General features: G+C 72.4%; 24 protein-coding genes. 13 read left to right on the top strand and 11 right to left on the bottom strand.

All coding sequences use genetic code 11. The annotated features are described in order from the left end of the window. Positions 1–90: 90 nt before the first annotated feature. Complete coding sequence (locus ACWER9_RS16975) at positions 91–651, bottom strand: helix-turn-helix domain-containing protein (RefSeq protein ID WP_452302706.1); 561 nt, start codon at positions 649–651, stop codon at positions 91–93. A 55-nt stretch (positions 652–706) separates the two neighbouring features. On the opposite strand from ACWER9_RS16975, the gene ACWER9_RS16970 reads away from it, so the two are divergent. Further along, positions 707–1,951 (top strand): benzoate/H(+) symporter BenE family transporter, encoded by a 1,245-nt coding sequence (locus ACWER9_RS16970; RefSeq protein WP_452302705.1) that lies wholly within the window; start codon positions 707–709, stop codon positions 1,949–1,951. Between the two features lie 67 nt (positions 1,952–2,018). Here the strand turns inward: ACWER9_RS16970 and ACWER9_RS16965 are convergent, their stop codons facing one another. The 4 genes from ACWER9_RS16965 to ACWER9_RS16950 form a co-directional block, all read right to left on the bottom strand. Beyond that, a complete protein-coding gene (locus tag ACWER9_RS16965) occupies positions 2,019–2,390 on the bottom strand; it encodes a hypothetical protein (protein WP_238683206.1) in 372 nt (123 codons plus the stop codon). Positions 2,391–2,467: 77 nt separating this feature from the next. Further along, the gene (locus ACWER9_RS16960; protein ID WP_452302704.1) at positions 2,468–2,719 is read right to left on the bottom strand and encodes a hypothetical protein; all 252 of its coding nucleotides are present in this window, start codon (positions 2,717–2,719) and stop codon (positions 2,468–2,470) included. A gap of 81 nt (positions 2,720–2,800) precedes the next feature. Then, positions 2,801–3,274 (bottom strand): large conductance mechanosensitive channel protein MscL, encoded by a 474-nt coding sequence (gene mscL / locus ACWER9_RS16955; RefSeq protein WP_452302703.1) that lies wholly within the window; start codon positions 3,272–3,274, stop codon positions 2,801–2,803. Positions 3,275–3,313: 39 nt separating this feature from the next. After that, positions 3,314–3,997 carry a FadR/GntR family transcriptional regulator gene (locus ACWER9_RS16950; RefSeq protein ID WP_452302702.1) on the bottom strand — a complete coding sequence of 228 codons (684 nt, stop codon included), beginning with the start codon at positions 3,995–3,997 and terminating at the stop codon, positions 3,314–3,316. Between the two features lie 50 nt (positions 3,998–4,047). On the opposite strand from ACWER9_RS16950, the gene ACWER9_RS16945 reads away from it, so the two are divergent. Continuing rightward, positions 4,048–5,328 (top strand): MFS transporter, encoded by a 1,281-nt coding sequence (locus ACWER9_RS16945; protein WP_452302701.1) that lies wholly within the window; start codon positions 4,048–4,050, stop codon positions 5,326–5,328. A gap of 13 nt (positions 5,329–5,341) precedes the next feature. On the opposite strand, the gene ACWER9_RS16940 is transcribed toward ACWER9_RS16945, so the two are convergent. Beyond that, complete coding sequence (locus ACWER9_RS16940; RefSeq protein ID WP_007454464.1) at positions 5,342–5,698, bottom strand: STAS domain-containing protein; 357 nt, start codon at positions 5,696–5,698, stop codon at positions 5,342–5,344. Positions 5,699–5,861: 163 nt separating this feature from the next. On the opposite strand from ACWER9_RS16940, the gene ACWER9_RS16935 reads away from it, so the two are divergent. From ACWER9_RS16935 to ACWER9_RS16910, 6 genes are read left to right on the top strand one after another with little or no spacing between them, the layout of a single operon-like run. Next, positions 5,862–6,722 carry an STAS domain-containing protein gene (locus tag ACWER9_RS16935; protein WP_452302700.1) on the top strand — a complete coding sequence of 287 codons (861 nt, stop codon included), beginning with the start codon at positions 5,862–5,864 and terminating at the stop codon, positions 6,720–6,722. Next, a complete protein-coding gene (locus ACWER9_RS16930) occupies positions 6,722–7,132 on the top strand; it encodes an STAS domain-containing protein (protein ID WP_357347948.1) in 411 nt (136 codons plus the stop codon). The genes ACWER9_RS16935 and ACWER9_RS16930 overlap by 1 nt, the downstream gene beginning before the upstream one ends. Continuing rightward, a complete protein-coding gene (locus ACWER9_RS16925) occupies positions 7,129–7,548 on the top strand; it encodes an ATP-binding protein (protein WP_452302699.1) in 420 nt (139 codons plus the stop codon). Before ACWER9_RS16930 ends, ACWER9_RS16925 begins: the two co-directional genes overlap by 4 nt. Further along, positions 7,545–8,558, top strand: a complete 1,014-nt coding sequence (locus ACWER9_RS16920) for a SpoIIE family protein phosphatase (protein ID WP_452302716.1) — start codon at positions 7,545–7,547, stop codon at positions 8,556–8,558. The genes ACWER9_RS16925 and ACWER9_RS16920 overlap by 4 nt, the downstream gene beginning before the upstream one ends. Continuing rightward, complete coding sequence (locus ACWER9_RS16915; protein WP_452302698.1) at positions 8,555–9,916, top strand: ATP-binding protein; 1,362 nt, start codon at positions 8,555–8,557, stop codon at positions 9,914–9,916. Before ACWER9_RS16920 ends, ACWER9_RS16915 begins: the two co-directional genes overlap by 4 nt. A gap of 13 nt (positions 9,917–9,929) precedes the next feature. Continuing rightward, positions 9,930–11,459: a SpoIIE family protein phosphatase gene (locus tag ACWER9_RS16910; protein WP_452302697.1), complete on the top strand. Its 1,530-nt coding sequence runs from the start codon at positions 9,930–9,932 to the stop codon at positions 11,457–11,459. A gap of 31 nt (positions 11,460–11,490) precedes the next feature. On the opposite strand, the gene ACWER9_RS16905 is transcribed toward ACWER9_RS16910, so the two are convergent. Then, positions 11,491–12,351 (bottom strand): DUF6597 domain-containing transcriptional factor, encoded by an 861-nt coding sequence (locus ACWER9_RS16905; RefSeq protein ID WP_452302696.1) that lies wholly within the window; start codon positions 12,349–12,351, stop codon positions 11,491–11,493. Positions 12,352–12,382: 31 nt separating this feature from the next. Here ACWER9_RS16905 and ACWER9_RS16900 point away from each other — a divergent pair, with 31 nt between their 5' ends. The 4 genes from ACWER9_RS16900 (at position 12,383) to ACWER9_RS16885 (ending at position 15,914) form a co-directional block, all read left to right on the top strand. Beyond that, positions 12,383–12,973, top strand: coding sequence for a TIGR03086 family metal-binding protein (locus tag ACWER9_RS16900; protein ID WP_452302695.1), 591 nt, complete (start codon positions 12,383–12,385; stop codon positions 12,971–12,973). Positions 12,974–13,150: 177 nt separating this feature from the next. Next, positions 13,151–13,687, top strand: coding sequence for a PadR family transcriptional regulator (locus ACWER9_RS16895; protein WP_452302694.1), 537 nt, complete (start codon positions 13,151–13,153; stop codon positions 13,685–13,687). Continuing rightward, on the top strand, positions 13,684–14,388 hold the full coding sequence (locus ACWER9_RS16890; protein ID WP_452302693.1) for an ABC transporter ATP-binding protein: 705 nt from the start codon (positions 13,684–13,686) through the stop codon (positions 14,386–14,388). Before ACWER9_RS16895 ends, ACWER9_RS16890 begins: the two co-directional genes overlap by 4 nt. After that, complete coding sequence (locus tag ACWER9_RS16885; RefSeq protein WP_452302692.1) at positions 14,385–15,914, top strand: FtsX-like permease family protein; 1,530 nt, start codon at positions 14,385–14,387, stop codon at positions 15,912–15,914. Before ACWER9_RS16890 ends, ACWER9_RS16885 begins: the two co-directional genes overlap by 4 nt. Before the next feature lie 35 nt (positions 15,915–15,949). Here the strand turns inward: ACWER9_RS16885 and ACWER9_RS16880 are convergent, their stop codons facing one another. Together ACWER9_RS16880 and ACWER9_RS16875 are read right to left on the bottom strand one after the other, a co-directional pair. After that, positions 15,950–16,135 (bottom strand): hypothetical protein, encoded by a 186-nt coding sequence (locus ACWER9_RS16880; RefSeq protein ID WP_452302691.1) that lies wholly within the window; start codon positions 16,133–16,135, stop codon positions 15,950–15,952. A 163-nt stretch (positions 16,136–16,298) separates the two neighbouring features. After that, positions 16,299–18,395 (bottom strand): S9 family peptidase, encoded by a 2,097-nt coding sequence (locus ACWER9_RS16875; RefSeq protein ID WP_452302690.1) that lies wholly within the window; start codon positions 18,393–18,395, stop codon positions 16,299–16,301. 96 nt (positions 18,396–18,491) lie between these two features. Between ACWER9_RS16875 and ACWER9_RS16870 the strand changes: the two genes are divergently transcribed. Then, the gene (locus ACWER9_RS16870; protein ID WP_452302689.1) at positions 18,492–19,850 is read left to right on the top strand and encodes an FAD-binding oxidoreductase; all 1,359 of its coding nucleotides are present in this window, start codon (positions 18,492–18,494) and stop codon (positions 19,848–19,850) included. Positions 19,851–19,861: 11 nt separating this feature from the next. On the opposite strand, the gene ACWER9_RS16865 is transcribed toward ACWER9_RS16870, so the two are convergent. Continuing rightward, complete coding sequence (locus tag ACWER9_RS16865; RefSeq protein ID WP_452302688.1) at positions 19,862–20,296, bottom strand: hypothetical protein; 435 nt, start codon at positions 20,294–20,296, stop codon at positions 19,862–19,864. A gap of 242 nt (positions 20,297–20,538) precedes the next feature. Further along, the gene (locus tag ACWER9_RS16860; protein ID WP_452302687.1) at positions 20,539–22,605 is read right to left on the bottom strand and encodes a SpoIIE family protein phosphatase; all 2,067 of its coding nucleotides are present in this window, start codon (positions 22,603–22,605) and stop codon (positions 20,539–20,541) included. Positions 22,606–22,640 lie beyond the last annotated feature (35 nt).

Below are 22,640 nucleotides of genomic sequence, written 5' to 3'. Positions count from 1 at the left end.
CCGCATTCGTCTCTACGCCTCCTACCTCGGTCGAGAAATGATTGCGATTTTCGTCGACGGGACGACGGTCCGTGACCGGTCGGCCCGATCTCAGCGGCGCGGATAGCGCAGCAGCAGGCTGGCGGCTACCTCCTCGTCGCCCACCGCCGCGTAGCTGTGTGGCACGTCGGACACCCAACGGAGGTGCCCGCCGGCTGGAGCGGTCAGCGGTGCGTCGGCCGGCCCGGCGCGCAGCACCCCGGCGAAGACGGTGATGTGCTCGGTGACCCCCGGCGCATGGGCGGGGGAGAGCTGCACGACGCCGGGGGCGACCCGCATCCGGTACAGCTCGTAGGTCGCGTCGGTGTCGGTGAACACCTCCAACAGGGTGGCGGTGACCGCGGTGCCGTGCACGGTGGGCTCGGCCGTCGGCTCGGCCAGCAGGGCGGTGAAGGGTACGCCGAGCTGCGCGGTGACCGCCCAGAGCGTCTCCAGGGTCGGGTTGCGGGTGCCGTTCTCCAGACCAGAGAGGGTGGCCTTTCCGACACCTGCGAGTCGGGCGAGTGTGGACAGCGAGATCCCCTGCTCCTCGCGCAGAGCACGGACGCGGCGTCCGACGACTGCGGGATCCACGTCGAGGCCCGGACGCGGGGCTGGTGGTGGGTGCGGCACCCGGCTATCGTGCTACACGCTGCCGTTCCGTAAACGGAACAGTCGGGAGGGTGGAGTGGTCGGACGCGTACAGCCGGTGCTTGCGGGTGCGGTGACCGCGCTCGTGGGCTTCGCCAGTTCGTTCACCGTCGTGCTGGCCGGGCTCCGAGCGGTGGGCGCGTCGGACGCACAGGCCGCCTCCGGCCTGCTCGCTCTCTGCGTGGCGAGCGGGCTGGTCGCCGCCTGGCTGGGCTGGCGATACCGGATACCGATGAGCGCCGCCTGGTCCACACCGGGCGCTGCGCTGCTGGTGGCGACCGGGCCGCCGCCGGGCGGGTGGCGGGTGGCGGTGGGCGCCTTCCTCGTCTCCGGCCTGCTCATCGTCGCGGCCGGGCTGTTCCCGCCACTCGGCCGGGCGGTCGCCGCCATCCCCAAGCCGGTGGCCGGCGCGATGCTCGCCGGGGTCCTGCTACCGCTGTGTACGGCCCCGGTCCGCGCGCTCGTCGAGCTACCGGTGGTGGCCGGGCCGGTGGTGGTCGGCTGGCTGCTGCTGCACCGGTTCGCCCGCCGTTGGGCGGTGCCCGGAGCGCTCGTGGTGGCGGTGGTGGCGATCGCACTGACCACGCCGCCGGCGGGCCTGACCGGCACCTCGCTCATCCCGTCGGTCACGCTGACCGCGCCGGCCTGGAACGCGTCCGCCCTGGTCGGGTTGGCCCTGCCGCTGTTCCTGGTCACCATGGCCGCGCAGAACGTACCCGGCATGGCGGTGCTCGTCGGCTACGGCTACCGGCCGCCGTTCGGCGCCGCGCTGCGGACCACAGGCCTCGCCAGTCTCCTCGCCGCCCCGGCCGGCGGGCACGCGGTGAACCTCGCGGCGATCACCGCAGCACTGGCCGCCGGACCGGACGCGCACCCGGACCCGGAGCGCCGGTGGATCGCCTCGGTCACCGCCGGCGCCGGGCTGGCCGTGCTCGGCCTGGGCGCCGGCGTGGCCACCACGCTGGTCGCGGTCGCCCCACCGATCCTGATCGAGGCGGTCGCCGGGCTGGCGCTACTGGGCGCACTCGCCACCGCGCTCGCCTCGGCGGTGACCGACCCGACGACCCGCGAAGCCGCCGTGGTCACCTTCGTGGTGACCGCGTCCGGGGTGACGCTGATCGGCGTGGGCGGCGCGTTCTGGGGCCTGGTCGCGGGCTGCCTGATGCTGCTGCTCTTCCGCCGCCCCTCCACCCCCGCCCTCGCCGGACCGGGTGGTCCCGCCCCCGTCGCGGCGGACGCCCCCGCCTCTGCCGCGAGGGGTAGATCCACTCGGGTTTCATGAAGTCGGGGTGTTTCGAAGCTTCGGACACCCCGACTTCCGTGAACCCGAGTCGATCAGGGCGGTGGGATCACTCCTCGGGCGGCAGTTCGGCCACACCGACGGCCAGCAGGACCCGGCCGTCGGCCACCGATCCGATCCGGTCGGCCGGTACGTAGACCGCGCCGGTGCGGGTCAGATCGGTCGAGACCTTCAGGTAGCCGCTGTGCAGCAGCCGCGCCGCCAGGTCGGCCGGGACGTCCGGCTCCTCGACCGCGGTCGCCTCGATCAGCTCGTCCAGGCTGCTGCCCGGGTCGGCGGTCGGCGTCTGGACGGTCACCGCGTTCGGGTCGCCTCGCTGGACGAGGTCCACGGTGCCGACCTCGGTGCCGGCTGAGTCGATCACCGGCATCCCGGTGGTGATCCGCGAGATGGTCGCCTGCTGCTCGTCCTGCTGGTCCATCCCGCTGCGGTTCCCAGGGCGGCGCGCCACTAAACGCCGCCTGAGGCGGCTGAAGGGTCGGAGAGCGTCCCGCCTGCTCAGCCGTTCGAGAGGGTCCAGCCGCCGGGCGGGCGGGGGGACAGCTCCCGCCAGGTGTCCGGGCCGTCGAGCAGGGCCCGGACGGTCTCCTCGGCCTCGTCCGCACTGCCGTACTCGTAGAAACGGGAGATGCCCTCGGCGCCGCCGGCCCGCTGCTCGACGTGCCACCGATCGGCGTCCACCCGCAGGAAGACGTCCCGCCGGGCCAGCCGCCCCCACTTCCCGTTCCACCAGTGCTTCCGCTGCTCCATGGCGGGACTCTATCGAACACACGTACGAGAAAGTGCGGCCCCTGCGGGAATCCCACAGGGGCCGATGTGCATTCGTGTGGGTCAGCGCTGGGTCGGCGGCTCGGTACGGCGGCCCAGCACGTCGTCGAGCGCCCCGCGCTGCTGACCGGGGGTGGTGTGGCCGGCGGAGACCAGGGCGTCCCGGATCTCGGTGAGCAGCTTGACCTCCTCGCTCGGCGCCGAGGGCGGCGGCTCCTCGCCCCGCTTGCGCCGCTCGGCGAGCCGGTTCATCGGGTAGACGACCAGGAAGTAGAGCGCCGCCGCGGTCAGCATGAAGGTGATCACCGCGTTGACGAAGGCGATCCAGTCGAACGGGATGCCGCGGAACTCGGGCGCCGTGCCCGCCAGACCCTTGTCACTACCGGTGATGAGCAGCACGAAGACCCGGATCAGCGGGTCGAGGAACGACTTGGTGAGCTGGGTGACCACGCCCGTGAACGCGGCGCCGATGACGACACCGACCGCCAGGTCGACGACGTTGCCGCGCATGATGAAGTCTTTGAAGCCCTTGAGCATCCGTACTCCCGAGGTGTCCGCTTTTCTGTCCGGCACAACCTATGCCCGTTCGGCGGGTTCCAGAAAAGCGCCGGCTTCGAGCGCCGCCCGGCCGGGATCGCCGGCCCGGATCGCCTCGACCAAGCGGGTGTGGTCGACGTAGCGCTCGGGGGTGAGCGCCCCACCCATGGCCTGGGCGACCGTGCTGCGCAGGGCGGTGCCGACCGAGGCGTACAGCTCGGCGAGCATGGCGTTGTGCGCGGCGGCGACCACCGCCGTGTGCAGCGCCGCGTCGGCCTCCACGAACGCGTCGACCTGGCCGCCGTGCCAGGCGGCCTCGCGCCGGGCGAGCGCGCCGTCGAGCGCCGCCAGGTCCTCGGGTGTACGCCTCAGCGCGGCGAGCCGGGCGGCCTCCACCTCGAAGGCGCGGCGTACCTCGACGACCTCGGTCATCCGGTCGTCGCCCAGCCGGCGAGCGACCACCGGCGCCAGTTCGTCGGTGGACACCACGTAGGTGCCGGAGCCCTGCCGGCACTCGAGCACCCCGGCGTGCACCAGGGCGCGGACGGCCTCGCGGACCGTGTTGCGCCCGACGCCCAACGCGGCGACAAGTTGGGGCTCGGTGGGGATGCGCCCGCCCACCGGCCATTCGCCGCCGAGGATCCGGGCGCGGAGTTGCTCGGTGGTCTGCCGGACCCGGTGGCCGCGCGGCGGCACGGAGGGGAATTCGACCGACGGTGGCACTGGTTACATCACCAAGCCCAGATTCATCCCATGATTGTAGGTTAGCGGTCATGACCCCGCCACCAACCGCCGCTCCGGCGCTGCCCGCCCCCGTCGCCGTCGACCCACGCCCGACGGGGGACCCCGGTGCCGGCCGGCGGACGCACCCGGCGACAGGTGGCGCGCTGGTGCTGGTCGGGATGCTGCTGGTCGCGCTCAACCTGCGTGCCGTGGTGACGAGCCTCGGCGCGCTGCTCGACGAGGTCCGCGACGGGCTGGGCCTCTCCGGCGTCACCGCCGGTCTGGTCACCACGTTGCCGACCATCGCGTTCGCCGGCCTCGGCGCGCTCACCCCGTGGCTGGTCCGCCGGGTGGCGCCGGCCCGGGTGCTCGTGGTCGCCATGCTCGCCCTCGCCGTCGGCCAGGTGCTCCGGGTCGCCACCGACTCGGCCTGGATCTTCGTGCTCACCAGCGCGCTGGCGCTGTCCGGCATCGCGGTCGCCAACATCCTGCTGCCGATGCTCGTCAAGCAGCACTTCCCGCACCGCACCGGCCTGGTCACCGGGGCGTACACGATGGCGTTGACCGTGGGCACGACGGTGGCCGCCGCCTCCGCGGTGCCGATCGCCCACGCCTTCGGGTCGTGGCGGGCCGGGCTCGGCGTCTGGGCCGCGATGGCCGCGGTGGCCGTACTCCCGTGGGTGCCGCTGGCGCTGCGGACCCGCGCCGCCGCACGGAGGGTGACCCCGACGGCGGCCGTCGCCGCGCCGCCGCGGGTCCGCCCGGCGCGGACCCGGCTCGGCTGGGCGATGGCCGTGTACTTCGGGGCGCAGTCACTCAGCGGGTACGCGATCATGGGCTGGCTGGCCCAGCTGTTCCGTGACGCCGGATACCACCCTGAGTCGGCCGGACTGCTGCTCGCCGGGGTGACCGCGCTCGGCGTGCCGATCGCGCTGCTGATGCCCACCCTGGCCGGCCGACTCGGCACCCTGCGCCCGCTGGTGCTGGGGTTGACCACCGCGTCGGCGCTTGCCTACCTGGGGTTGGCGCTCGCGCCGCACGGTGCCGCGCTGCTCTGGGTCGCACTGCTGGCGATCGGTCAGGGCGCCTTTCCGATGATCCTGACCGCCATCGGCCTGCGCGCCCGCACCGCCGAGGGGACGGTCGCGCTCTCCGCGTTCGCGCAGAGCACCGGGTACGTGATCGCCGCCCTCGGACCGCTGATGGTCGGCATCCTCTACGAGGCGACCGGCGGTTGGACGGCACCCATCGGGTTCCTGCTGGGCGCGCTCGCCGTGCAGACGACTGCGGGCATGGCGATCGCTCGTCCCCGTTACGTCGAGGACGAGTGACCGATCACTGCGGTCAGGAGGAAGCCGGCGTCGGTTCGCCGGCGACTGCCTCATCCACCGTCGGGTAGGTGTGCAGCACCTCGACCAGCCCGCTCACCTCGAGGATGCGCAGCACCCCGCGCTGCGGGGCGGCCAGTCGGACCACACCGCCAGCCTCGTCGCAGCTGTTCTTGGCGCGGACGAAGACCGACAGCCCCGTCGAGTCGCAGAACGAGACGTCCGCCAGGTCGAACACCAGCCGGTTGCGGCCCTTGTCGAGCAGGTCGGTGATCTGGTCCTGCAGCTGCGGTGCGGTGGCCATGTCCAGCTCGCCCGCGACCGACACGACGACCACGTCGCCGCGTTGTTCCGTGTGCACCGTCAACGACATTCGCCAGACCTCCTGTTATCGGGGGAACGGTATCCCAAGACCCGGGCCCGATGCAGAACGGGAGCCGTGATCCGGTGGCCATCGTCATTCCGTTGCTACGGGGCAAGTAGTTGATCAGCTCCCGGTGATAGAGTCCGCCCGGTCCAGGTCAAGGGGGTTCGAAATGGCGTTGAGCACCGAAGAAAGTGGTCGGCTCGTCGCGCTGCTCGGCGGGGAGGCCGACCGGGTCACGTCTCGGTGGACCGAGATCGTCACCAGTTCGTTGCGGGGCCGGTTGAGCCAGGCAGAGCTGCGCCGACAGGTGCAGGATCTGCACCGCGCGATCGTCACCACCGGCGAGCAGGGCACCATCGACCTGTCCGCCGACAGCGCCGGTGAACTGCGCGCCGCGCTCTCCGAGCTGTCAAGTGGTCGGGCCCGGCAGGGCTTCTCCGCCACCGAGACCACGATCAGCGTCTTCGCCCTGAAGGACGTGCTGGCCGAGCTGCTGCACGAGGCCGGCGGCCCGAGCGCGCTGCAGGACTACGTCGCCTTCTCAAAGCTCGTCGACGAGATGGGGCTCTACACCTTCGAGAGCTTCGTCCGCACCCGCGAGAGCCTGATCGCCGACCAGGCCGAGCAGCTGCTCGAGCTCTCCACGCCGGTGGTCAAGCTCTGGGAGGGTGTCGTCGCCGTCCCGCTCGTCGGCACCCTGGACTCGGCCCGGGCCCAGGTCGTCATGGAACGGCTGCTGCAGACCCTCGTCGACACCGGCTCGCCGTACGCGATCATCGACATCACCGGCGTACCGGCGGTGGACACGCAGGTCGCCCAGCACATCCTGAAGACCGTGGTGGCCGCCCGGTTGATGGGTGCCGACTGCATCATCTCCGGCATCCGGCCCCAGATCGCGCAGACCATCGTGGCGCTCGGCATCGAGTTCGGCGACATCGCCACCAAGGCGAGCCTCGCCGACGCGCTGCGGCACGTGCTGCGGCTCACCGGGGTGGAGACCGCCCGCCGCCAGCCGCGTAGGGACATCTGATGGAACGTGTGCCGATCCTCAAGATCGGTGACATCCTGCTCGTCTCCATCCAGCTGGACATGTCCGACCAGACAGCGGTCCAGCTCCAGGAGGATCTCGCCGAGCGGATCGTGGCAACCGGTTGCCACGGCGTCATCATCGACATCACCGCGCTGGACATCGTCGACTCCTTCGTCGGGCGGATGCTCTCCACCATCGCGTCGATCTCCAAGGTGCTCGACGCGGAGACGGTTGTCGTCGGGATGCGCCCGGCCGTCGCCATCACCCTTGTCGAACTGGGGCTGTCGCTCAACGGCATCCGTACCGCGCTGAACGTCGAGCGCGGCATGGAGTTGGTCGCGGCGGCCCGCGCCGACGAGCTCGATCTCCAGCTCGACGACGATCCGGACGCCGAGACGGCCACGCCGTGACCGCGGGCATCGACCTGGGCCACCCGCAGGCGCAGGCGATCCGGAGCGACGAGGACGTGGTGCGCGTCCGGCAACTGGTCCGCGCCGTGGCGGTGGCCGTCAAGCTGTCCCTCGTCGACCAGACCAAGGTGGTCACCGCCGCGAGCGAGTTGGCCCGCAACACCCTGGTGTACGGCGGCGGCGGTTCGGTCGAGGTGGCGGTCGTGGACAACGCTCGACGCAAGGGCGTGCAGATCGTGTTCGCCGACTCCGGGCCGGGCATCCCCGACCTCGACCTGGCGCTCACCGACGGTTACACCACCGGCGGCGGGCTCGGCCTCGGGCTCAGCGGCGCCCGACGCCTGGTCGACGAGTTCCAGATCGAGACGTCAGCGGAGACCGGCACCCGGATCACCGTCACCAAGTGGGCACGGTGAACGCCGACGCGGTCACCGACAGTGGCATCTGGTTCCGGGTCGAGGCCAGCAGCGCGGCGAGCGCCGTCCGGCGTGCCGCCGAACGTCTCGGCGCGCAGGTGGAGATGGGCGCGGCACGCATCGCCGACCTCGCCATCGTCGCCGCCGAGCTGACCAGCAACCTGGTCAAGCACGCCGACGAGGGTGTCCTGCTGCTCCGGCCGGTACGCCGCGCCGGGCAGGCCGGGGTGGAGCTGGTGGCCATCGACTCCGGGCCCGGCATGGCCGACCTGACCGTCTCGTCCCAGGACGGGCACTCCACCGCCGGCACCCTCGGCATCGGCCTGGGCGCCATCGTCCGGCAGGCAAGCTGGTTCGACGGATACTCGCTGCTCGGCCGGGGCACGGTCCTCGCCGTGCAGGTCTGGCCGGCCGAGGCTGCCCGGCCGTCCTGGGCCGAAGCCCTCACCCGGCCACTGACCGGCGAGACGGTCAGTGGCGACGGGTACGCCGTGCGCGTCGCCGACGGACGGCACCAGGTGCTTGTCAGCGACGGGTTGGGGCACGGCCCGCTGGCCGGGGCCGCCACCGACGCGGCGCTCGCCGCGTTCCGCGACGCCCCGGCCGGCCCACCGGCGACGGTGGTCGGCCACCTGCACCGGAGGATGTCGCACACCCGTGGTGCCGCGCTCGCCGTCGCCGAGCTGGCAGCCGAGACCGAGGTGCTGCACTACGCGGGCCTGGGCAACATCTCCGGCGTGGTCGTCGACGCCGACGGCCAGCGTCGCGGGCTGGTGTCGCTGCCAGGTATCGCCGGCCACCAACGGCCGACGATCCGGGAGTACGCGTACCCGTTCGCTTCCGGAGCCCGACTGGTGATGCACAGCGACGGGGTGGTCGACCGGTGGCGGTTGGCCGACTACCCGGGTCTGGCGGAGAAGTCGCCGCTGGTGATGGCGGCCACGCTGCTGCGCGACGCCGGTGTGCGGCGCGACGACGCCTGCGTACTTGTCGCGAGGTCCTGGGCATGAGCGACGAACCCGCGGCCCTGCCGCTGCTGCAGATGGCCCTGCGGGTCGAGCAGGACATCTTCGTGATCCGCCAACGAGGCCGCGAGGTGGCCGCGGTGGTCGGCCTCGAACACCAGGACCAGGTGCGGATCGCCACCGCGCTCAGCGAGGTGGCCCGGGATCTGCTGCGGACGACCGGGGGAGCGGACGTCACCTTCCACGTCGACGCGGGCGCCGACGGCCGGTTCCACCTGCGCGCCGACCTGGCACCGGTGACCCCGCTACCGGGTGACCGATACGAGCCGCAGTCCGGTGCGGTGTCCCGACTGGTCGACACGTTGAGCGTGTCGACCGTCGAGGGGGTTACGGTCGTGAGGATGTCCCGACGAGTCCCGGCCAACGCGCCGACGCCGACCACGGAGCGGCTCGCCGAGTTCCGCACCGAACTCGGCCGTACCGCGCCGGCCAGCGCGCTGGACGAACTGACCGTGCAGAACGGGCAGCTCATCGCCGCCCTCGACGAGGTGCGCAGCCAGCGCGACGAGCTGGCCGTGCTGAACGACGAGCTGGCCGAGACCAACCGCGGCGTGCTGGCCCTCTACAACCAGCTCACCGAGGAGCTGGAGGAGACCAACCGCGGCGTGGTCGCCCTCTACGCCGAGTTGGACGAGAAGTCGGCCCAGCTCCGTGCGGCAAGCGAGTCGAAGAGCCGGTTCCTCGCCAACGTGAGCCACGAGCTGCGGGCCCCGGTCACCGCGATCATCGGGTTGGGGCGGCTGCTCACCGACTCCGCCTCCGACCCGCTCACCGACGAACAGGGCCGCCAGGTCGACCTGATCCGTTCGTCCGCCGCGGACCTGCTCAACCTCGTCAACGAGCTGCTCGACCTGGCCAAGGCGGAGTCCGGTCGGATCGAGCCGGAGCTGACCGACGTCGACCTGCGCCCGGTCTTCGGTCAACTGCGCGGCACGCTGCGCGCGCTCGCCACCCGAGCTGAGGTGGAGCTGATCGTGGAGGAGCCCGCCGCGCCGGCCCTGCTGCGCACCGACGAGGTGCTGATCGGCCAGGTGCTGCGCAACCTGCTGCACAACGGGCTGAAGTTCACCGAGCGCGGCGAGGTGCGACTGCGGGCCAGCCAGCACGGCGACCGGTGGCAGTTCGAGGTCAGCGACACCGGGCCGGGCATCGCTCCGGAGCTGCACGACCGGATCTTCGAGGAGTTCTACCAGGTGCCGGGCGCCACCCGGGTCGGCGGCACCGGCCTCGGCCTGCCGTACGCCCGGCGGTTGGTGACGCTGCTCGGCGGGACGCTGGAGCTGACAAGCGCGGCCGGTCAGGGCAGCACATTCACAGTCTCCCTGCCCATCGGCGGGGCGTGACGGCGTGGACGGCATGCCGACAACCATCCTGGTGGTCGACGACAGTCGTACCAAGCGTTACCTGCTGGTCAGCTGGCTGACCCGGGCCGGGTTCACCGTGTTGGAGGCCGAGAACGGCGCCGACGCGTTGGCCCGGGTCGAGGTGGAGCGGATCGATCTGGTGGTCCTCGACGTCCGGCTGCCCGACCTGAGCGGGTACGAGGTCTGCGAACAGATCAAGGTGCGGCACCCGGCGATGCCGGTGATCCACGTGTCGGCACACGCCGTGGACGTGGCCGACCGCGCCCAGGGGCTGACCCGGGGCGCGGACGCGTACCTGACCGAGCCCATCGAACCGGAAGAGCTGATCGCCACCACCCGGGCGGTGCTGCGCTACTACCAGGCACGGCAGCGGGCCGAACTGCTCGCCGAGCGGCTGCTCGGGCTTGCCGACACGACAGTGTCGGTGCACGCCGCGCCGACCTTCGCGCGCCTGCTGGAGGCCGCCGCGGAGGGCGCCGCGCAGATCTTCAAGAGCCCGGCAGCGGTGATCGCCGAAACCTTCGACGGTGACTGTCTCGCGGGAATCTGCGCCGGTCCCGGCGCGGAGGCCGCAGTGGTGCCGTGGATCGTCGACGACACCGGAGTGCCGACCGGCCCCACGGTCCGGGTGGAGACCCCGGAGAACTGGACGTTGGTCGACTGGCCGGCGGGCGACACGGTGACCGTCGCCGCCGCCCGGCTGCGCGAGGACCGGGCCCCGCTGTACGTCGTGGTCCCGACCGTCACCCAGACCGCCCGGACCCCGGTGCTGGTGCAGCTCGCCCAGGCGGTGGCCGCCGCAGTGGAGGCACAACGCTCGTTCGACGAGGAGCACCGCATCGCGGTCACCCTCCAACGCAGCCTGCTCCCGCGCGGGCTGCCCTCGGTGGCCGGCCTCGACCTCGCGGTGCGCTACGAGCCGGCCAGCGCGCAGACCGAGGTGGGTGGCGACTTCTACGAGCTGGTGATGCTCGACGGGCACCTGCTGCTGGCGATCGGGGACGTGGCCGGCCACTCGCTGCACGCGGCGACAGTGATGGCCGAGCTGCGGCACGCGGTGCGGGCGTACGCGGTCGAGGGTCACCAGCCCGGCGAGATCCTGCACCGGGTCAACGAGCTGATGCGCACACTGCTGCCGAACGAGTTGGCGACGCTCTGCGTGCTGTTGCTGCACCCGCCGACCGGGCGGGTCCGGTTGGCGAGTGCCGGGCACCTTCCCCCACTGCTGATCATGGACGGCAAGGTCGAGTTCGTGCAGCACTCCGCGCCACTGCTCGGCGTCCGCGCCCCCCGGCCGGCCGACCTGGAGTTCGTGGTGCCGGCGGGGGCCACGCTCGTCTTCTACACCGACGGGCTGATCGAGCGACGGGACGCCACGATCGACGAGGGGCTTGCCGCGCTCGCCTCGGTCGCCGCGACTGTCGACGGTGACCTGGACCAGTTCTGCGCCCGACTGCTCGTGGAGTTGGCCCCGCCGGAGATCCAGGACGACGTCGCGGTGGTCGTCCTGCGCCGCCGTTGAGCTGTCCGCCCGGTCAGCCGTCCCGGCTCTCTCAGCGCACCGAGCGGGCGTACGCGGCGGGGGAGACCCCGGCCACGGCGGTGAAGTCGCGGACCAGGTAGGCCTGGTCGCTGTAGCCGAGGTCGGCGGCGAGGTCGGCCCAGCTCAGCGGGCCACCGGCGGCCTGTTCGACCGCCTCCTGGAGCCGGTAGCGGCGGATCACCCACTTCGGCCCGACCCCCACGTACTCCAGGAAGAGCCGCTGCAACCGGCGGACCGGGACGTCGTGCCGCGCGGCGAACTCGTCGACGCGCAGCACCGTCCGGTCGGTACGGATCGCCTCGGCCAGTCGGACGGCCTCGTCGGCCATCGGGCCCGGCTCCGGCCGCCACGCGGTGAGGAGGGCGTCCAAGGCCCGGCAACGCGCGTCGTCACCGGCCGCCGACGTCTGTGGTCCCGGGGGTACGCCCGCGTGCACCGGGATGTCCGGGCGGGTCAGCCGACCGGTGGGCAGCAGCACCCTGCGCCCGGTCAGCTCACTGACCTGGCGACGCCAGAACGCGTGGAAGCCGCCAGGGCGGAACTGCACCCCGGACACCTGGCCGGTGCCGTGGAGCGTGATCCGGAACAGGTGGCGGCCCACCCCGGCCACCTCGCCGGACTCGGGCCTGGCGCCGTTGCCGCCGTCGCTGCTGTTGCTGTCGTCGCCGTCACGTCGGAACACCACGTTCACCGCCGGGTGCGGCACGACCCGCTGCTCGAACGGCGCGCTCAACGCCCAGTCGATCAGCCAGTAGTGCTCGACCCACGGGCGCAGCCACTCCGCCGGCAGGTGCCGACGGAAGGACACCTCACGCAGCAGACGCCCGGGATCGAGAATCCCCCGGCTGTCGCCCCGCGGTCGCTGTCGCATTTGTTCAAGACCACCCTCATACGCTGGCCCTATGTCCACTCAGACTAGTCATCTGCTGGCCGCCGCCGCGCCACGAACCGTCGACGTGGTACGCGGCATCGCCGACGACCAACTCGACCTGCCCACGCCGTGCCGCGACTACGTGGTCCGTGACCTGCTCAACCACCTCTTCCAGGTGGTGGTCAACTTCCAGGGGCTGGCCACGAAGCAGCCGGTGGAGTGGGCCGAGAAGCCCGACCACCTCGGCGACGGCTGGCGGGATCGGTTCGAGGTGGAGACCTCCCGGTTGGTCGCGGCGTGGTCGGACCCGTCCACCCTGGAGGGCGTGTCGCCGGGCATGGGCATGCCGCAGACCGTCGTGGGCGGGATGGCCCTGCTGGACCTGACCGTGCACGGTTGGGACCTCGCGGTCGCCACCGACCAGCCGTACCACCCGGCTCCGGAGGCGGTGGCCGAGCTGCACAGCCTGGTCGAGCAGTTGGGCCCCACCGCCCGCAAGATGGGCGTCTTCGCCGACCCGCTGCCACCCCCCACCCCCACCTCCACCCCCCACTTGCCCCCCGACCTGACCCACCTCCTGACCCAAACCGGCCGCACCCCCACCTGGCCCCAAACCCCCTAACCCCACCCACCCCCACCCCACCTCCCCTGCACCTCCCCTGGTGATCAAGGGGTTTCGGTCAGATTTCGGCGCGCTGGTGACGGAAACCTCTTGATCAACCGAGTCCGGGCGGGGTGGGGGGTGGGGTGGGGTGGGTGGGTGTTGACTTGGGTATTCGCTGGGTGAATAGTGGGCGGGGTGTCCACGCCGCATGTTCTGCTCGGGTTGTTGGCTGGTGGCAGCCGGCACGGTTATGAGCTGAAGCGTGCGCACGACGAGCGGCTGCCACGGGCTCGGCCGTTGGCGTTCGGGCAGGTCTACGCCACTCTCGGCCGGCTCGAACGCGACGGCCTGGTGGCGACCGCCGGGCAGGATCGGGTGGCCGGTCCGGACCGCACGGCGTACGCGCTGACCGACCAGGGGCGGGACGCGCTGGACCAGTGGTTGTCCACTGTGGAGCCTCCCATGCCGTACGTGGCGAGCACGCTCTTCGCCAAGGTCGTGGTGGCGCTGCTGGTCGCCGACGTGGAACGGGCCCGGTCGTACCTGATGGCACAGCGCGCCGCGCACACGGCACGGTTGCGCGAGCTGACCGCGGTCAAGACCGACGTGGCCGCCACCCTCAGCGACGTGGTCGCGGCCGACTTCGCGATCGCCCACCTCGACGCGGATCTGCGGTGGCTGCACGCCACCCTGGGCCGGGTCGCCGACTGGCACCGGGAGGTGCATCCGTGACGCAACTCCAGGCTCGCGGCGTGGTCCGGGCGTACGGCCCGACGCCCGCTCTGCGCGGTGTGACGCTCGACGTGGCCGAGGGTGAGATCGTCGCCGTCACCGGCCCGAGTGGCTGCGGCAAGTCGACCCTGCTGCACTGCCTGGCCGGGATCCTCCGGCCGGACGCCGGCGAGGTCACCTGGCGCGGGCAGCGGATCGACACCTGGTCGGAGGCGGCCCGGTCCCGGCTGCGGCGCACCGAGTTCGGGGTGCTGTTCCAGTTCGGTCAACTGGTGGCCGAGCTGACCGCCGCCGAGAACGTCGCACTTCCTCTGCTCCTCGCCGGCACGGGGCGGCGAGAGGCACGGACGGCGGCGCTCAACTGGCTGGAACGGTTCGGGGTGGCCGAGGTGGCCGACGTCCGGCCGGGTGAGATGTCCGGGGGTCAGCAGCAACGCTGCGCGACGGCGCGGGCGCTGGTGACCGAGCCTCGGGTGCTCTTCGCGGACGAGCCGACAGGTGCACTGGACACGCTCACCGGCGAGCAGGTCCTCACCCAACTGGTCCGGCTCGCCCGCGAGCAGCGCACCGCAGTCGTGCTGGTCACGCACGAGCCGCGGATCGCCGCGTACGCCGATCGGGAGGTCGTGTTGCGCGACGGCCTGGTGGACCACAGCGGCCTGGGGCTGGACGTGCCGCTGGCCGGCGGTCTCCCCCGGTGAGGCCGACGACGCTGGTCCGTCTCGCGCTCGCCGGCACCCGCGCCGACACCGCCCGGGTGGTGCTCACGGCGCTCAGCGCCCTGCTGGCGACCCTGGCCGGGCTCGCGGCGCTGACCGTGTTGGCCATCCCCACACCTCTGGCGACGGATGAGAACCGGAACAGGTGGTCGGAGCAGTACCACAACGCTCTGCTGGTGGAGCCGGGGTTGCGCGGCGGCACGGCGTTCGCGCTGCTGATGCTGATGATTCCGGTGCTGGCGCTTGCCGGTCAGTGTGCCCGGCTCGGCGCTCCGGCACGGGACCGCCGGTTGGCCGCGCTGCGGTTGGCCGGCGCCACTCCGGGCCAGGTCACCAGGCTGGTTGTCGTGGAGACCGGCGTGGCCGCTCTGTTCGGCACGCTTGTCGGGCTGGGTGCCTATCTGGTCGGCCGGAGCCTGCTGCACCGCCCGGACGCCCGGGGTCAACTGGCCCTGCCCACCGACGTGCTGCCGTCGCCCGGCGCGGTGGCCGGTGTGGTGTTCGGTCTGCCGGTCGTCGCGGCGCTTGCCACCGCCCTGATGCTGCGTACGGTCACCACCAGCCCGCTCGGGGTGATTCGTAAGGCCGCCCGCGAGCGCGGGCCAGGCCCGTGGGCCGGGATCCTGATCGGGGTCGGCGTGGTCTCGTTCGCGCTCATCGACACGGCGCTGGCTCGGGTCGACGACCGGACGGAGGTGGCCTGGCTGGTGCCGCTGTTGTTCACGGTGGGTGCGTTGGCGGCGATGATCGGGGTGGTGGTCGGCACCGGCTGGATCTCGTACCGGTGTGGGGTGTTGCTGCGTCGGCACGCCCGCCGTGCCTCGGCCCTGCTCGCGGCGGGCCGGCTGATGGCCGATCCATGGGCTGGCAGCCGCACGTTCGCGGCGCTGCTCGCCGCCCTGATCTTCGGCGGGGGTGCGGCGGCCCAGCGCGCCTACTTCGCCACGAAGGACCAGATCGAGCGGGAGCAGAGCAGAATCGCCGGGGCGGACGGTGGCGCCAACCCGTTCTACCTGTCGACGATGGATCTTGTCGACGGCGCGATCGCCGTGGCCATCCTGATCGCGACGGGCGGCTTGATCGTCGCGCTGGTCGAGGGGATCGTTGCCCGACGCCGCGCCTACGCCGCACTTGTCGCCACCGGGGTGCCCCGCGCCACGCTTGGCCGTTCGGTGGCCTGGCAGGCGTTGCTGCCGGCCGTGCCGGCGATCCTGCTCGCGCTCACCGTGGGCACGCTGCTCGGCCGAGGCCTCGAAACGGAGGTGTCAGCGGGCGGCGGGTCGACGTTGATCTGCGAGGCCACGGCCGCGCTCTGCGACGACCCTGCCACCCAGGAGCAGTACTCCCGCATCGTGTACTACCCGGAGGTGCAGCGAGCCGTTCCCGTACCTCTGGAGCACCTGGCGTGGCTCGGCGCCGGCGCCCTGGCGGCGGTGCTGGTGACGGTCGGTGTCGGCCTGCTCTTCCTGCGCGCCAGCACGGCGCTGGACGAGCTGCGCACGACCTGAGCCGATCTGTGGCACCGGCTCACGCCCGGCCGAGGTCAGGCGGCGAGCAGGCCGGAGGAGAGCGCGATGAGCGTACCGACGACGGCCGAGCAGCAGCAGACGAGTAGGCCGGCGACCACGGCGAGGATCAGCCAGACCCGGCGATCCCGTGCCACCGCCGCCATGCTCGGTCGGCGGACCTCCTCGGCGGCTTCGCCGTCACCATCCGTCGCCTCGGTCACCCCGGAAGTCTAGGCCGTGACATCAGCCGCGATCCGCGAACACCAGCCACACGGCGTGCGGCGCCCAGAGCCGCCGGTGCTCGCGCCCGAGCGTGGACGAGGTCGTCTCCCCGCCGAGGAGACCACTGCCACGATCGGGCGCGAGCACGCCCACGGCGACCGGTCAGGCGCGGCCGATCCGGTCCAGGATCCAGGCGTTGATGAACGCCTCCTCGCGCCACGAGTCGTAGCGACCGCTCGGGCCGCCGTGCCCGGCACCCATCTCGGTCTTCAGCAGGTAGTCGCCGCCAGGTGCGACCGCCCGCAGCCGGGCGATCCACTTCGCCGGCTCCGAGTAGAGCACCCGGGTGTCGTTGAGGCTGGTCACCGCGAGGATCGCGGGATAGTCCACGGCGGCGACATTCTCGTACGGCGTGTAGGACTTCATGTACGCGTACACCTCGGGGTCGTCGAGTGGGTTGCCCCACTCCTCCCACTCGGTGACTGTCAGCGGCAGCGACGGATCGAGGATCGAGGTGAGCGCGTCCACGAACGGCACCTGCGCCACGATCCCGGTGAACGCGTCCGGCGCGAGGTTGGCCACCGCGCCCATCAGCAGACCGCCGGCCGAGGCCCCCCGGGCGACCAGCCGGTCGCTGGCCGTCCAGCCGGCCTTGACGAGGTGCCGGGCGCACGCCACGAAGTCGGTGAAGGTGTTCTTCTTGGCCAGCAGCTTGCCCTGGTCGTACCACCGTCGGCCCAGCTCACCGCCGCCCCGGATGTGCGCCACCGCGAAGACCACACCGCGGTCCAACAGGGACAGTCGGGCCACCGAGAACCACGGGTCCATGCTTGCCTCGTAGGAGCCGTAGCCGTACAGCTCGCAGGGTGCCGAGCCGTCCCGGGGGGTGCCGACGCGGCAGACCACCGAGATCGGCACCCGGGTGCCGTCGTCGGCGAGCGCCCAGTCGCGGTGCTGCTCGTACTCGGCCGGGTCGTACGGTCGCCCGTCGGGGCCGGGCAGCACCGGCTTCTGCTTGAGCAGCACCATCTGCCGGGTGACGAGGTCGTAGTCGTACACCGAGTCGGGGGTGATCAGGGAGGAGTAGCGCAGCCGGACCTGGCCGGTGCGGTACTCCGGGTTGGCGTCCAAGCCGACGCTGTACAGCGGCTCGGGGAAGTCGATGTCGTACCCGTCGTCGCTGCCCACCGGTAGGACCCGCAGCCCGGTGAGCCCGTCGGTGCGCAGCGACACCACCAGGTGGTTGGCGAAGGCGTCGACGGCCTCCAGTCGGGTGCCGGGGGTGTGCTCGATCAGCGGCACCCAGTCACCGGGTACGTCGGCCGAGGTGAACGCCAGCGCGAAGTCCTCCGCGCCGTCGTTGTGCAGGATCAGGAAACGGTGGCCGTGGTGCTCCACCGTGTATTCGATGCCCTGCCGGCGGGGCGCGATCACGGCCGGCGCGCCGGTCGGGTTGCCGGCGGGGATCACCAGCACCTCGCTCGTCACCTTGCTGTGCACGTCGATGAGGATGAACTTCTCCGAGCGGGTGAGCTCCACGCCCACCCAGAACCGCTCGTCGTCCTCCTGGTGGACCACCACGTCGTCGGCGGCGGCCGAGCCGACGGTGTGCCGCCAGACCCGGTTCGGCCGCCACGCGTCGTCCACAGTGACGTAGAACAGCACCGAGGCGTCGGCCGACCAGGCGGTGCCGTAGAACGTGTCGGGCACCTCGTCCGGCAGCAGCTCGCCGGTGCTCAGGTCCTTGACGCGCAGGGTGAACCGCTCGTCACCGGAGAAGTCGGTGGAGTAGGCCAGCCAGCGGCCGTCCGGGCTGACGTCGAACGCGCCGAGCGAGAAGAAGTCGTGCCCCTCGGCCAGCTGGTTGCCGTCGAGCAACACCTCTTCGCCGTCGAGCGGAGCGCCGTCGGCGCTGACCGGCGGGTCGGTCTCGCCGTCGCGGACCGCCCGACGGCACTGCACTCCGTACTGTTGTCCCTCGACCGTCCGGGTGTAGTACCAGTGCCCGCCCTTACGGGTCGGCACGGACAGGTCGGTCTCCTGGGTGCGTCGGCGAGTCTCCTCGAACAGGGCGGCGCGCAGGTCGGCGAGGTGTGCCGTCCGCACGTCGGTGTACTCGTTCTCGGCGGTCAGGTAGGCGATCGTCTCCGGGTCGTCCTTGGCGGCGAGCCAGGCGTACTCGTCGACGACGGTGTCGCCGTGGTGGGTGCGCTCGCTTGGCACCCGCTTCGCCGCGGGCGGGGCAGTCTCGGTGGTCACGGCGGCCACGTTACCGGCCGGCGACCGCCGTGCGCCGTACCAGCGGCATCCCGATACTCGCCACCACCGCTTTCGAACACATGTACGATGGCCGGCATGGCGGCAGCAGCGAGTTCCCTCGGCCGGTCCGGAGCCCTCGAGATCACCCGGCGGTTGGCGGCGATCTGCGGCCCACCCTTCTCACGGCTCGCCGGGCCGGCCGACGAGGTGGCCGGGCGACCGGCGCGCTGGGTGGCCGTCCCGGGCGGCCCGCACGCCGCCGCCGAGGTGCTGCGGCTGGCCGCCGTGCACGACCTGGCGGTGGTGCCCCGAGGCGCGGGCACGAAGATCGACTGGGGTGCCGCTCCCGTCCAGGTCGACATCCTGCTCGACACCGGCCGGCTGGCCGGCATCGGTCACGACCCGGTCGACTCGCTGGTGACCGACGTCGGGGCCGGCACCCCGCTGCGGGCGGTGCAGGCCACCCTGGAGCGCACCGGGCAACGGCTCGCGATGGACGCCCCCTCACCCGGCGCGACCCTGGGCGGCGTGCTCGCCGCCGGCGAGGCCGGCCCGCTGCGCCACCGCCACGGCAGCCCCTGCGACCAACTGCTCGGTGTGCGCTACCTCGCCGCCGACGGCGAGCTGGTGAGCGTCGGCGGCGGCGCGCCCGGTCTCGACCTGGCCCGCCTGCTCTGCGGCTCGCAGGGCGGGCTCGGTGTGCTGGTCTCGGCGAGTCTGCGGGTGCAGCCGGTGCCGGCGAGCCGCCTCTGGGTGTCCCGCCCGGTGTGGACGCCGTTGGAGGTGCACGACCTGGTCCGGACGATTCTCGCCGCCCGGCTGGAGCCGTCGGCAATCGAGCTGGACCTGCCCGGCGGCACGCCGCGCCCCCGCACTCCGTTCCCGCCCGGTCACCCGGCGGCCACCGCCCGGGAGCGTCATCCATCGATGTCCGGCCGAGCCGGTGCCCCGTCCCGGGCGGGCAGTCTGGTGGTGCTGCTGGAGGGCGGCCCCGCCGAGGTGAACGAGCGCGCCGAGCGGCTTGTCGGCCTGCTGCACGGGGAGGCGACGATCGCGCACTCCGCGCCGACGTGGTGGCGGCGCTACCCGTTCGCGCCAGGAGACACGGCGCTGCGTCTGGAGGTCCCGATCGGCGACCTGCACGCCGCCGTCTACGCGCTCCGCGACGCGGCCGGCGCGCCGGTGCCGGTGCGCGGGTCCGCCGGGCTGGGCACGGTGCACGCGGCGCTGCCCGGGGCACTGGAACCCGAGCGGGTGGCGTCCATCCTGGCCGCCGTGCGTGGCGTGCTGCTGGCCCGGCAGGGCCGCTGCGTGGTGGTCTCCGCTCCGGCGGCGGTCCGCCAGGCCGTCGACCTCTGGGGCGAGCTGGCCGGTCTGGCCCAACTGCGGGCCGCGAAGCGACACCTGGACCCGGAGCATCGACTTGCCCCCGGGCGGCTCCCCGGCGGCCTGTGAGGCCGGCCCGGTCAGTCCATCCACCACCTGTGCATGTCGATCAGTGGCGGGGTGAAGCGCGCCACCAGCACCAGCAGGCCGCCAACCGCGCCGACCAGGAGCAGCGTCCTCGTCGCGCGGGGCAGGGAAGCGCGCTCCCGGGCGGCAAGTGCTCCAGCGACGATCGCCAACGGCAGCGCGAGCACCGCACCCGCCACGTAGAGCATCCCGACCACGGCATAGAGCCAGAAAAACGGGATCAGCCCAGCCATCCCGAACGGGATCACGTCCTTCGGGTCGTACGCGCCGGTCAGCATCTCGGCCGGGCCGACACCGGCGGTCGCCATCCGGCCCAGGTACAGCAGAAGCACGGCGAGGAACGCGCCGATGGTCGCGAGCTGCGCCACTATCACCGCCCGGACCACCGGCCGCGAGTAGTACGACGAGACCTGCGCGACGCTCGACATGGACGTCAATCTACCGAGGACACCCGAGAATTGGCGGCCCGGTGGGAAGGTGCCCACCGCGTTCCCCTCCGTAGAGGCGGATTCGGTAGTGAGCGATATACCTCAGAGTCATATTCATACCTCTGAGGTATATCGCTCAACAGCACACCGACGTGGCGGGCCACCCGTACGGCTCGTCGAGTCAGGATCAACGGTGGCTCACCGCCGCCGAGGCGACCCGAGACCCGGAGACGGCGCGGCGGTCAGGTCGCGTCGTTGCGGAGCACCAGCACGGCGATGTCGTCCCGGGGTGGCTCGACCGAGAAGTTGATCGCCGCGGCGCGCAGCCGGGCGGCCACCACGTCGGCCGAGTAGCCGGCCAGCGGCGCGGCGGCGTCCCGTAGCCGGTCGGTGCCGAACAGCTCCCGGCCGCGCCGCCGCTCGGTGACGCCATCGGTGTAGAAGATCAGCGAGTCGCCAGGTGCTAGCGCGATCTGCGCGGCCGGCGAGGTGATCGTGTCGAGCAGGCCGAGCGCGGTGCCGCCGGTGCCGACGAACCCGGCGCCGCCCGCCCCGGCCAACAGCACCGGCCGGTCGTGCCCGGCGAGGTGCAGCGACACGTCCAACTGGTTGCCCTGGCCCGGCCCGACCGCCGCCAGCGCCAGCGTGCAGTAACGACCGCCACCGCGCTCGACAAGCGTCTCGTTGAGCCGCGCCAGCGCCTCCGGCAACGGTTTGCCGTCGCCGACAAGCACCCGGATCACGTCCCGGACCAGCCCGGTCACCGCAGCGGCCTGGACACCCTTGCCGGAGACGTCGCCGATCACCACCAACCAGCGCCCGTCGGGCAGCGGCACCACGTCGTAGAAGTCGCCGCCCACCTCGGCGTCGTCACCGGTCGGGACGTACTCGGCGGCGAACCCGATCCCGTCCACGACCGGCAGCACCGGCGGCAGCAGCGACTGCTGGAGCGTCTGCGCCACACGGCGGCGTTCGGCGTGGATCCGGGCGTTCTCGATGGCCAACGCGGCCCGTCGGGCGACGTCCTCCAACACGGCGACCTCGTCCGGGTCGTGCCGGTGCCGCTGATGCCGACCCACCGCCAGGGTGCCGAGCCGCTGCCCGCGGGCGATCAGCGGAACCGCGAAACCCTCCATCGGCCCGCCGAGCGGGATCTGCGCCGCGCTGCGGGACGCCTCACGCAGCCGGGCCTGGACCGAATCCGGCCCGGTCTCGGCAAGCACCTTGTGCAGCTGCGGAAGCATCGACTCGTCGGCGTGGCTGGCCGCCGCCAGCCGCAGCCGGCCCCACTCGTCGGTGGTGTGCACCGCGCACCACTGACCGAGTCGCGGCACCACCAGCTGCGGCACCAGCGCCATGGTCAGGTCGACGTCCAACGACTGGGCCAACAACTCGCTCGCCTCGGCCAGGAACGTCAGCCACACCTGCCGGCGGAGGTCAGCTCGGCGCAGCCGGTCGTTCTCCAGGTGCAGCGAGAGCCGCTCGGCGGTGAGCACCGCCAACGGTTGGGCGTACGCCGACGGCGCGGCGTCCAACTCCAACTCCCCGGCGTACGGGCGGTGCACGGTCAGCGGTACCCGCAGCAGCTCACTGTCGGGGCGCGGCGGTCGGCCGAAGCGGGCCAGCACCCGGCGGCCCTGCCCGTCGCCCCGGTCCAGGCGGATCGTGCCGCCGGCCGCGCCCACCAACTCGGCGACCCGGCTGAGCAGACTTGTGGCGAAGTCGGGCAGCGGGTCGTCCCCGTACAGGTCGGGGGTGGTCTGCATGAGTTCGCTCATCGCGCTGGCGCTCGGCGCGGATTGATCGGTGCTGGTCTGCGGGCCGGCGCTCGCCGGTGTCGACCCGCCGGCGGTGTCGGGCGGGTCGGCGCCGGGGCGGTCCAGCCGGAACCAGACGCCCTTTCCGGTGGGCAGGTACGTGGTGCCCCAGCGGCTGGCGAAGTGGTCGACGAGCAGCAGGCCCCGACCCCGTACCGACACCTCGTTGATCTCGGCGGAGTCGTTGCGGTCGCCGACGGTCAGCTCGTCGCCGGAGCCGGGGGCGAAGTCGGAGACGGTGACGGTCAGCCCGATCTCGTCCGCGACGACCTCGATGTCCAACTCGGTGCGGGCATGCTCGACCGCGTTGGTGGTCAACTCGGTGGTGAGCAGGAGCGCCTCGTTGGCCAGCTCGTCCAGGTGTGACTCGGTCAACACCGAGCGGACCACGGCGCGGGCGGCGGCCGGCGTACGGCGGTCGGCGGGCAGCCGGACACGCCGGACGGCCCCGTCCCGGGCCCCGGCCGTCGCGGGCCCCGCCTCGGCTGACACCCCCGTATCCTCCACCGTCGCCCGGCCGGGTGCCA

The organism is Micromonospora sp. NPDC003944 (assembly GCF_053605225.1).
Note: the sequence above shows the minus strand (reverse complement) of the source record. Positions and strands in the feature narration are given on the sequence as shown.